At 65.6% G+C, this 8,673-nt stretch carries 8 protein-coding genes; 3 read left to right on the top strand and 5 right to left on the bottom strand.

Annotated elements, in window-relative coordinates; translation table 11 throughout:
• Positions 1-881 (top strand): hypothetical protein (locus EN742_RS14640; protein WP_128332953.1); only part of this gene is annotated, 881 nt, incomplete at its 5' end.
• Positions 882-893: 12 nt separating this feature from the next.
• Here the strand turns inward: EN742_RS14640 and EN742_RS14635 are convergent.
• Entirely contained in the window at positions 894-2,495 is a 1,602-nt protein-coding gene (locus tag EN742_RS14635) for a cisplatin damage response ATP-dependent DNA ligase (protein ID WP_126056717.1), read from the bottom strand.
• Position 2,496: 1 nt separating this feature from the next.
• A complete protein-coding gene (locus EN742_RS14630; RefSeq protein ID WP_127405270.1) occupies positions 2,497-3,507 on the bottom strand; it encodes a ligase-associated DNA damage response exonuclease in 1,011 nt (336 codons plus the stop codon).
• A gap of 106 nt (positions 3,508-3,613) precedes the next feature.
• Between EN742_RS14630 and EN742_RS14625 the strand changes: the two genes are divergently transcribed.
• Both EN742_RS14625 and EN742_RS14620 read left to right on the top strand, forming a co-directional pair.
• A complete protein-coding gene (locus EN742_RS14625) occupies positions 3,614-4,546 on the top strand; it encodes a methyltransferase domain-containing protein (RefSeq protein ID WP_128332952.1) in 933 nt (310 codons plus the stop codon).
• A gap of 97 nt (positions 4,547-4,643) precedes the next feature.
• The gene (locus EN742_RS14620; RefSeq protein WP_126056714.1) at positions 4,644-5,018 is read left to right on the top strand and encodes a hypothetical protein; all 375 of its coding nucleotides are present in this window, start codon (positions 4,644-4,646) and stop codon (positions 5,016-5,018) included.
• A gap of 4 nt (positions 5,019-5,022) precedes the next feature.
• Here the strand turns inward: EN742_RS14620 and EN742_RS14615 are convergent, their stop codons facing one another.
• The 3 genes from EN742_RS14615 to EN742_RS14605 form a co-directional block, all read right to left on the bottom strand.
• Entirely contained in the window at positions 5,023-5,964 is a 942-nt protein-coding gene (locus EN742_RS14615; RefSeq protein ID WP_127405273.1) for a glyoxylate/hydroxypyruvate reductase A, read from the bottom strand.
• A gap of 48 nt (positions 5,965-6,012) precedes the next feature.
• Entirely contained in the window at positions 6,013-7,641 is a 1,629-nt protein-coding gene (locus tag EN742_RS14610) for an ABC transporter ATP-binding protein (RefSeq protein ID WP_127405272.1), read from the bottom strand.
• Positions 7,638-8,673: ABC transporter permease (locus EN742_RS14605; RefSeq protein WP_148670107.1), on the bottom strand; the 1,036-nt coding region annotated here is incomplete at its 5' end. The genes EN742_RS14610 and EN742_RS14605, both read right to left, overlap by 4 nt.

Here is an 8,673-nt window from a genome sequence, read left to right as displayed (position 1 = left end):
TGGAACCGCCGACGCAAGCCACACCTGCCCAGCCATCGCCTGCGATCGTGGTCGACGGGCCGATGCAGTCTTCGGCCGCCGATGCGCCGCGCTCGCGTGTGCTGCCTGTCGTGCCCGACATCATGCCGGGCGACCTTCCCGACGCCCCGACTCTCGATACGCCTGCATCCGCCGCGGCGGAAGACGGCGAGGCGGAGGTCGCGCCAGATCGCGACGAGCGTCGGATCAGGGGGCGGCGCCTGCCGTTGACGGCGATCTTCCTCGGCGTGACGCTGCTGGCGGCCGCCGGTATCGGTATCTACTTCGCCAAGGAGACCGGCGTCTTCAAGACCGCGGCCGAGCTCGACACCGGCCCGCCCCAGGCGCCGCCGACGGTCGAGGACGACGAGGCGGCCGAGCCGCCCGCCGGGTCGCCGGAAAAGCAGGGCGACGCCGCGCAGCAGCGCGAGTGGATCAATGTCTTCTCACCTGCGGACCCGACCCATGTCGCGGCACCGGCCGATGCCAAGGCCGAGGTGATGCAGGACGACACCGGCTCATTCCTGCGCATCCGCTCCGGCGCGTCAGGCTCGGCCATCGCCTTTGACGTCGGCCAGGGCGTGCTGGAAAAGCTGGTCGGCAAGCATGCCATGTTCGACATCGTCGCGCGCTCGGAAGAGGGCAAGGAGACGCAGATCTCGGTCGACTGCAATTTCGGCGAGCTCGGTGATTGCGGCCGCAAGCGTTATGCGGTCGGGCACGAGCGCAACGAGTATCTGTTCGACGTCCAGTTCCCGGACAAGCATCCGGGCGCGGCCGGCACCATCGCCGTCAACTCCGACTTCGACAAGCAGGGCAAGTCGGTCGACATCTATGAGATCCGCGTCTCAATCGCGCAGTAATGTCGATTGCAGCTAGCGGTCGAGCAGCGCCTGCAGCGTCTCGATGCGGTCGGCCTCGGCCGCGGGCTTGTCCCAGCGCAGCCGCGAAATGCGCGGAAAGCGCATGGCGACGCCCGATTTGTGCCGGGTCGAGCGGTTGAGCCCCTCGAACGCCACCTCCAGTACCAGGCCGTTGTCGCGGTCGGCCCGCACCGAGCGCACCGGGCCGAAGCGCTCGACCGTGTTGTCGCGGACATATTTGTCGATTTGCTTCAGCTCCTCGTCGGTGAAGCCGAAATAGGCCTTGCCGACGGGCACCAGTTCCTCGGACCCTTCCGTGCCTGACCAGACGCCGAACGTGTAATCGGAGTAGAAACTGGAGCGCTTGCCATGGCCGCGCTGTGCATACATCAGCACCGCATCGACCGTGTGCGGATCGCGCTTCCACTTGAACCACGGACCCTTCGGCCGCCCGGCTAGATAGGGCGAATCCCAACGCTTCAGCATCACCCCTTCGATGATCGGATGCGGCGGCGCCTGCCGCAGTTGTTCGAGCGCCTGCCATTCGGGGAATTCGACCAGCGGCGAAAGGTCGAAACGGCTGGGGTCGAGGGTGCCGATGAAGGCCTCGAGGCGAGCCCGTCTTTCGCGGAAGGGCAGCGTGCGCAAATCCTCGCCGCCGATCTGCAGCGCGTCGTAGCAGCGCATGAACGCTGGATATTGCTGCTGGATCTTCTGCGACACACTCTTGCGGTTCAGCCGCTGCTGCAGGTCCGAAAACGTGCCGGTCGCCTGGCGGGGGTCGCCGACCAGCAGTTCGCCGTCGAGCGCCGCTTCGAAAGCCATTGCCGTGGCAAGATCCGGGAAGGCACCGGAGACGTCGTCGCCGGTGCGCGAATAGAGCCGGCGGATGCCACCCTCGCACACCGCCTGGACGCGGATGCCGTCCCATTTCCATTCGGCCGCATAGTCGGCCGGATCGAGCTTTTCGAGATCGCCGTCGCCGACAGGATTGGCCAGCATCACCGGACTGAACAGGGCAAGCGCGGTCCGCTCCGGCTTGCCGGCCTTGCCTTCAAGCCAGGCGAACAGCGTGGTGTATGGCGGCGTCAGGCCGTGCCACAGCTCCTCGATTTCGGTGACGTCGACCTTGCCGAGATCGGCCAGCGCCTGTTTTGCCAGCCGCGCCGACACGCCGATGCGCAGGCCGCCGGTCACCAGCTTGATGATGGCAAAGCGCGCCGAAATGCTGGCGCTGTCGAGCAGCCTCGCCAGCACCTGCGGCCCGTCGGAGCGGCTCGCCGCCTGCAGTCTGCCGACCACCTCGGCCAGCGTCGGCGCATGGTTCGAGATATTTCCGGGCGCTTGCGGCCAGACCAGCGACACCGTCTCGGCGAGGTCACCGACATAGTCGTAGGAATAGCCGAACAGCACAGGGTCCATGCGCTCGACGACCAGCGCCCGCAGCATCGCCGGCTTGACCGCCGCGATCGACAGGTCCCCGGTTATCGCGGCGAGCGCCAGCCCGCGGTCGGGGTCTTCGACGCTGCGGAAATAGTCGGTCAGCAGCGTCAGCTTGCCGTTGCGCGACGGCGTCAGCACGAGGCGATCGAGGAGTTCGGCGAAGCGGTTCAACTCAATCGCCCTCGTCCTCATAGCCGACAAGATGCAGCGGCCGCGCCGCGATGCCTTCCAGCTCGCACCAGCGCACCAGCGCCTCCTCGCGGCCATGCGTCACCCAGATTTCCGCCGCGCCCGTCTCCTTGATCGTGGTGGTCAGCTCGTCCCAGTCGGCATGGTCGGAGATGATCAGCGGCAGTTCGACGCCGCCCTGCTTGGCGCGCTGGCGGATGCGCATCCAGCCCGAGGCGAAGCAGGAGATCGGATCGGGGAAGCGCCGCGCCCAGCGGTCGGCGAAGGCCGCCGGCGGGCCGACGACGATGGCGCCCGCGAAATCATCCTTGCCGCCGCTGTCGACCGTTGCTGGGTCGAGCTGGCCGAGGTCGATGCCCTGGCGCTGGTAATATTCGCTGAGCTTCGCCAGCGCGCCATGAATATAGATCGGCCTGTCGTAGCCGCAGTCGCGCAAGAGCCGCATGACGCGCTGTGCCTTGCCGAGCGCATAGGCGCCGATCAGGTGCGAGCGCTCCGGAAACTGCGCCGCCGATTTCAGCAGCCGGGCGATTTCCTCGGTGTCTGGCGGATGGCGGAACACTGGCAGGCCGAACGTCGCCTCGGTGATGAAGATGTCGCAAGGGATCGGCTCGAACGTCTGGCAGGTGTCGTCCTTCTGGCGCTTGTAGTCGCCGGAAGCGACGATGCGCATGCCGCGATGCTCGACCGCGATCTGCGCCGAGCCCAGCACATGGCCCGCCGGATGAAAGCTGACCGACACGCCGTTGAGGTCGATCGTCTCGCCGAGGACGGCGGCCTGCGTGGTCCCGGCAAAATCCTCGCCATAGCGCAACGCCATGATGTCGAGCGTCTGCCGGGTCGCGAGCACCGAGCCGTGGCCGGAGCGCGCATGGTCGGAGTGGCCGTGCGTGATCAGCGCGCGTTCCACCGGCCGCACCGGGTCGATGAAGAAATCGCCGGGCGGGCAGTAGAGGCCCTCGGGGCGGGGCTTGAGCAGGTCGCTGGCGCGCATGGCTTCAAGATAGTGGCTAAATCCGGCGCGGGAAGCCTGTTGCCAGAGACTGCTGACTCATTCTACAGCCAGCCGCCGGTCCGATCGCCGGTGGGATCCTTGCACCATGAAACCGTTCCAGGCCTCGTCCGGCGACCTGACCGCCGACCGCCGCGCCGACTTCGCCGAGATGCTCGGCGCCTCCGGCGATCCCACTGCTGCGGCGGAGCTGCTGCTTGGTGCGCTGGAGCTGGCGCCGCAATGGTCGGCCGGCTGGTTCCGCCTCGGCGAGATGCAGGAAGCCGCCGGCCAGCCCGATCAGGCCGCGCAGGCCTGGGCGATGGCGTTGCGGCTGGAGCCTGCGGACCGGCTGGGCGCCGCGCTGAAGCTGCAACTCGCCGGCAAGGCGCCGACGGCCGCGGCTCCGCCCAGCGCTTTCGTCGAGACGCTGTTCGACCACTATGCCGAGAGCTTCGAGGACATGCTCGTCAACAAGCTCGGCTACCGGATGCCCGAATTACTCGACCAGGCCATTCGATCGGTCCGGCCAGGGCGCTTATCGCTGGCACTCGATCTCGGCTGCGGGACCGGCCTGATGGGCGAAAGGCTGCGGCCGATCGTCGACCGGCTCGAGGGCTACGACATCTCCGCCGCCATGCTGCGGAAGGCGCGGGCCAAAGGCGTCTACGATCGACTCGTCAAGGCCGACCTGCAGGATCTTGTCTACGCCGGTCCCAAAGCCGACCTCGTGGTCGCGGCCGACGTCTTCATCTATGTCGGCGCGCTTGAGGGCATTGTGAGGACAGTCGCCGGCATGCTTGCCGAGGATGGGTTGTTTGCGTTCTCTGTCGAGACGCTGGCCGACACGGAACCGGCCGGCGGCGATAGCTTCGCGCTGCGGCCGTCACGCCGCTACGCGCATTCCGAGGCCTATGTGCGGATCGTCCTGGCCGCTAACGGACTTTCCGTCCGGTGGCTTCAACGCACGGTCATCCGGCACGACCGCCGCGAGCCAATAGATGGCCTGGCCGTGGTGGCGGGCAAATCACCAACGCTGTGATCCCCCTCTGTCCCCGCCGAGCTCCGTTTGCTGCGAAAAAGCCCGAATCGCGTGTCGGGGTTGCGCTGGGCGGATACCGAAAAGAGAGGAAGATACCATGCGCTGGAAGATCATGGTTTTGGCCTCGTGCCTGGCAACGGCCGGCTGCGTCGGCGGCACCTCGATGTCGGAACGCCAGGACGAGGACGTGCAGTCCTCGCTGCAATACGACAACGTGCCTTGCGATCAGCTGATTGCCCAGCGCAACGCCCTGGCCGAGCAAAGCCAACTGCCGACAACGGCTAAGACGACCTTCTCCAATCCGGCCATGGGCTTCGGCCCGTTCACACCGGATATGCGTTCGAAGGCCAGGCGCGATGCCGACAAGGCGGCAGGCCAGATCGACGCCATGAACCGATCGATCGAACGCCGGGACTGCGGCAAGCCGGCGAAGAAGAACAAGTTCGAGCTGCCCGGGTCAAAACCTTCCTGAGGATTTAGTAGCCGGCCTCGCGGTCGACGACATTGTCGAGCTTCTCGCCGCGCTCGTACGCCGCCATCTGCCGCAGCATGATCGGCACCAGATGCACGGGATCCGAGGTCGCCGCCGCATGCGGCGTCACGAACACTTTCGGATGCGCCCATAGCGGGCTGGTCTTCGGCAACGGCTCGACCTCGAACACGTCGAGGCTCGCCTCCTTCAGCGTGCCGTCGTCCAGCGCGCGCAGGATGTCGGCGTCCTTCTGCAGGCGTCCGCGTCCGGCATTGATCAGCACCGAGCCGCCGAGGCCGTTGCGCCTGCGCAGCTCCTTCAGGAGACTGTAGCTGACGATGCCTTGCGTCTGGGCCGTCAGCGGCAAGAGCACCACCAATATGTCGGTGGCGTTGAGGAAGGGGATCAGCCCGGCCTCGCCCGCATAGGTGGAAACACCTTTCATCGGCCGCTCGGAGCGCGACCAGCCATTGACCGCGAAGCCGAGCGACAGCAACACCGATGCCGCGGCGCGGCCGAGATTGCCGAGCCCCATGATGCCGACCGAGATGTCGCCGGCCGGGCGCTGCGGCGGCTCGTGCCAGGTCTTCTTCTTCTGCTGCGCCTGATAGAGCATGCCCTGGCGGTGATGGTCGAGCACGCGCCAAACCACGTACTCGGTCATGTATTGGGTGAGGTTGTCGGCGACTACCTTGACGATCGGCACGTCGGGCAGGCCGGGATCGGCGAAGATGTGGTCGACGCCGGCGCCGATCGAGAAGATGGCGCGCAGATTGGGCAGGGACGAAAGTAGATTGGCCTTCTGCTTCCACACCACCGCATAGGTGATCGAAGGATCGCTGGCGCCGTCCGGCTCCAGCACCACCTCGCGCTCGGCCGAGAGCAGCTCGCGCCAACGCTGCGGATGAAAGCCGGTGACGGCAAGCAGGACGCGGCCCTTTTCCATGTGCGGATTTTTCTTCCCAGTCATTTCAGTTCTGGCCTTGGGCTCAACCTACTCGCTGACCACACCGGTCGGTGCCGTCTCGATCCGGAATGCGGCCGAGATCAGCGCCCGAGTATAGTCCGTTTGCGGGCTGCCAAAAATCTGTTCTGACGGCCCGGTTTCGACGATCTGGCCATTGCGCATGACGATGACGTCGTTGGCAAGCGCGCGGATGACTTTCAGGTCGTGGCTGATGAACAGATAGGCGAGATCATGCTTGACCTGCAGGTTGCGCAACAGGTCGACGACCTGCGCCTGCACGCTCATGTCGAGGGCCGAGGTCGGCTCGTCCAGCATGACGAAGCGCGGGTTGAGCACCATGGCGCGGGCGATCGCCACGCGCTGGCGCTGGCCGCCGGAGAATTCGTGCGGGTAGCGGTTGCGCGTCTCGGGATCGAGACCGACCTCTTTCAGCACGTCGACGACCTTGTCGTCGCGCTGGTCGGGCGTGAGCTTCGGCTCGTGGATCTTAAGCCCTTCCTCGATGATCTCGGCGATCGACATGCGCGGGCTGAGCGAGCCGAATGGATCCTGGAAGACGATCTGCAACTCGCGCCGGAGCGGCCGCATGGCATTGAAGGAGAGCTGGTTGATGTCGCGCCCGTCGAACTGGATGGTTCCGGTCGACGAGATCATCCTGGCCAGCGCCAGCCCAAGCGTCGTCTTGCCCGAGCCGGATTCACCGACCACGCCGAGCGTCTGGCCGGCGCGCACGGTGACGTCGATGCCGTCCACCGCCTTCACATTGTCGACGGTGCGGCGGAAGAAGCCGCGCCTGATCGGGAACCAGACCTTGATGTCCTTCCCCGTCATCACCGCCTTGGCGTCCGCGTTGGCGGCAGGCGGCTTGCCTTTGGGCTCGGCCGCCAGCAAGTGCTTGGTATAGGCATGCTGCGGGTTGGCGAAGATGTCCTTGGTCGGGCCGCTCTCGACGATCTTGCCCTTGGTCATCACGCAGACTCGGTCGGCGATCTTCCGGACGATGCCGAGATCATGGGTGATGAACAGCATCGACATGCCCTTGCGGGCCTTCAGCTTCGCCAGGAGTTCGAGAATCTGCGCCTGCACGGTGACGTCGAGCGCCGTCGTCGGCTCGTCGGCAATCAAAAGCTCCGGCTCGTTGGCCAGCGCCATGGCGATCATGACGCGCTGGCGCTGGCCGCCGGACAGCTGGTGCGGATAGGCGTCGAGCCGCTTTTCCGGCTCGCGGATGCCGACCTCGTTGAGCAGTTCCAGCGTGCGGGCGCGGGCCTGCCGGTCGCCAAGCCCCTGGTGCAGCTTCAGCACCTCGACGATCTGCTGCTCAATCGTATGCAGCGGATTGAGCGAGGTCATCGGCTCCTGAAAGATCATGGTGATCTTGTTGCCGCGCACGCGCCTCAGCGCCCGCTCGTCCATGGACAACAGGTCGGAGCCCTGGAACAGGATCCGACCCGACGGGTGGCTGGCTGTCGGATAGGGCAGCAGTTTCAGCACCGACAGCGCCGAGACCGACTTGCCGGAACCGGACTCGCCGACCAGCGCCACCGTCTCGCCCTTGGCGATGTCGAAGGCGATATGGTCGACGGCCAGCGACTGCTTGCCGCCTTGCGCGAAGGCAACGCTCAAATCGCGAATGGAAAGCAGGGGCTCGCTCATTTGAACGTCTTGCGCGGATCGAAGGCGTCGCGCGTCGCCTCGCCGACGAAGACCAGCAGCGACAACATCAGCGAGATGACGATGAAGGCGGAGATGCCGAGCCACGGCGCGTTGAGGTTGCGCTGCGCCTGTTTCAGCATTTCGCCGAGCGAGGCCGAGCCCGGCGGCAGGCCGAAGCCGAGATAGTCGAGCGAGGTCAATGTCGAGATCGAGCCTGAAAGCAGGAAGGGCAGGAAGGTCAGCGTCGCCACCATGGCGTTGGGCAGAAGGTGGCGGAACATGATGGTCAGGTTGGGCACGCCAAGAGCGCGCGCGGCGTTGACATATTCGAAGTTGCGGGCGCGCAGGAACTCGGCCCTGACCACGCCCACCAGCGCCACCCAGGAGAACAAGAGCATCAGGCCGAGCAGGATGAAGAAGCCGGGCGGCAGGATGGCGGCCACGATGAGGAGCAGATAAAGCACCGGGATCGCCGACCAGATCTCGATGAAGCGCTGGAACAGAAGGTCTGTCCAGCCGCCGAAATAGCCCTGCATGGCGCCGGCCGCCACGCCGATCAGCGACGACCCCACCGTCAGGATCAGGCCGAACAGGACGGAGATCCTGAAGCCGTAGATAAGCCGCGCCAGCACGTCCCGCGCCTGGTCGTCGGTACCCAGCCAGTTCCAGTTGCCGACCGAGCAGTCCGGATCGGCGGCGCCTTGCGGGTATTGATTGCAGAGCGTCTTCTTGTCGTAGAGCCAGGACGGCTTGGTCGGTGCCGCCTCGGGAATGGCGTTGTTGACCGTCTGGTAGGAGTAGCGCACCGGCGGCCAGATCATCCAGCCATTGGCGTTGATCTCGTCCTGGATGACGGGGTCGCGATAATCGGTAACGGCATAAAAGCCGCCGAATTTCTCTTCCGGATAGGCGATCAGCACCGGAAACAGGATCTCGCCCTTGTAGGAGGCGATGATAGGCTTGTCGTTGGCGATGAACTCGGAAAACAGCGACAGCACGAACAGGATGAGAAAGATCCACAACGACCAGAAG

The sequence above is a fragment of the Mesorhizobium sp. M4A.F.Ca.ET.020.02.1.1 genome (assembly GCF_004022645.1).
GTDB lineage: Bacteria > Pseudomonadota > Alphaproteobacteria > Rhizobiales > Rhizobiaceae > Mesorhizobium.
The sequence above is the reverse complement of the archived record's forward strand: the minus strand, read 5'-3'. Positions and strand labels throughout refer to the sequence as shown.